Consider the following 1,805-nt stretch of genomic DNA (forward strand, 5'->3'; position numbering starts at 1 on the left):
CTGCTGCATGTGGTGGAACGCTCGATCACCGGCGAGCGGCTGGTATTCGAGCTAGAGAAAGCCTTCGCCGCGGCCGGCGGCCCGCCGAAGGTGCTACGGATGGACAACGGGCCGGAAATGGTTTCTCGAGCGCTACAACGGTTCTGCGAGAACAAGATCGGCATGGTGTACATCCCGCCGGGCTGCCCGTGGGACAACGGCTACATCGAATCGTTCAACAACCGCCTGCGGAAGGAGTGCCTCAACCGCAACTACTGGAACACCCTGTTCGAGGCCCGCGTGGTCATCGGCGACTTCAAGCACGAGCACAACCATCGACACCGCCACTCGGCCCTGGGCTACCTGACGCCGGCCGAGTACGCTGCAGTCTGCCGCTGCACCCACACCCCGGTGGCCTGCAGCATCAACTGAGAACGGATCAAACCAACCCGACTCAAGAACCGGGTGGACTCAGTAACGGGGACTCGCCACCACGGGGGAAGGCAGATGCCGGGGAGGGTTGTGGAGTTTTCAAGCTTCGCGCATACCCTCTCACGGTATGCAGCTTGTGCATTGCCGGACAAGAGTTTTCGGCAGGAATATAAGCTGGTAGATCCGCCCCAAGCCGGGGAATCGCGATTTGTGAGCTTCTAGCTGTTGCTGGCGCATGCTGTCCCAGCAGCTGCTGTGTCTGCGTTCTGATTGTGCAGCCGCTCCAGGGGCGGCAAATGATCTAGGCGGCCCTGCGCGGCGGCGACATCTTTGTCCGACGGCGTCAGTTCGTCGGCACACGGGGAAAAGCCTTGTGCATTTCTGACTCATGTGCGATCCTGTGCGGCTGCCCACTGGAAGGGAGCCACGCGGTATGTGACAGTGCGGAATGAGGAACGAAGATGGCGGATGACGAACAGGACGACGAGGCGAACGTACGACACTGGGTCGGCCGGCTAGAAGCATTTGCTTCGGCACTTAGTGACATCGAAGGTGATAGTGCTACAGACTTCGCGGATAACGCCTTTGAGGCGTGGTCGGAGTATGCACTGCCGGAAGTGACCGCGAAGACCCCGGCAGCTCTCCTGATCATCAAGTCGCTGAACGCACTGGGAAGCGCCGCTTCGACGGTCTGGGTGGACTGGGCAGAGACACCTGATGTACGGGACCGCTATACACGTGAGACTGCTCAACAGCTCGTCCGGGAAAACCTGGATAGGGTCCTGTCGGAAGGCAAGCGCTGGCTTTCCGGAGGCCTTCCATCGTCAGACGACCTGGAAGCGCTGTTCACCGCTGCCGCCGCCGAATGCAAGAAGCTGATGGACGCGATTGCGTCGATGAGGGCGGAACTTGATGCCCAAGAAGCCGAAGCAGAATCCGATCCGTACGGCGCAATTCTGATCCACCTGGATCTCAGCCGCTGTGATGCGCCGATAATCGAGAAGGTGTGTTCGTTGACTGAAGACGACGACAAGCGCTATCGCGATGCGTACGAACGCATTCGGAAGATGCTGGACAGTGAGCTGCTGAGGCACGTGTCCGATGAGAGCGACAGGTTCCTGGATCAGCTGGTTTCAATCCTTGAAGACCTGCGGGACAACAAGATCAGTATCTTTGACGGAGATGCGTTTGGCGAGCGGCGGCGCAAGGTTCGGTCGGCGCTAATTTCTTTCACCAGTGCCCTACAGAGTCACGAAGATCAGACGACGAGAAATTGTCAATTCCTGTGGATCGGGGTGTTTCAGGCGACCTCCGTTCCGGTGTGCTCGTCGTCGTTTGAGGGCGGTGTCGGTGGGGTGATGTCGGTGGGCCGTTCGAGCAGTTTGCCTTTGTGG

Annotated in this window: 1 protein-coding gene and 1 pseudogene; both read left to right on the top strand. The window is 59.4% G+C overall.

The window, feature by feature from the left end; translation table 11 throughout:
- The coding region (locus CSR00_RS29745) for an integrase core domain-containing protein (RefSeq protein ID WP_176562339.1) at positions 1–411 on the top strand (411 nt) is incomplete at its 5' end.
- Between the two features lie 461 nt (positions 412–872).
- A pseudogene (locus CSR00_RS30970) lies at positions 873–1,805 on the top strand (hypothetical protein); the annotation flags it as partial.

The organism is Mycolicibacterium palauense (genome assembly GCF_002592005.1).
Classification (GTDB): Bacteria; Actinomycetota; Actinomycetes; order Mycobacteriales; family Mycobacteriaceae; genus Mycobacterium; species Mycobacterium palauense.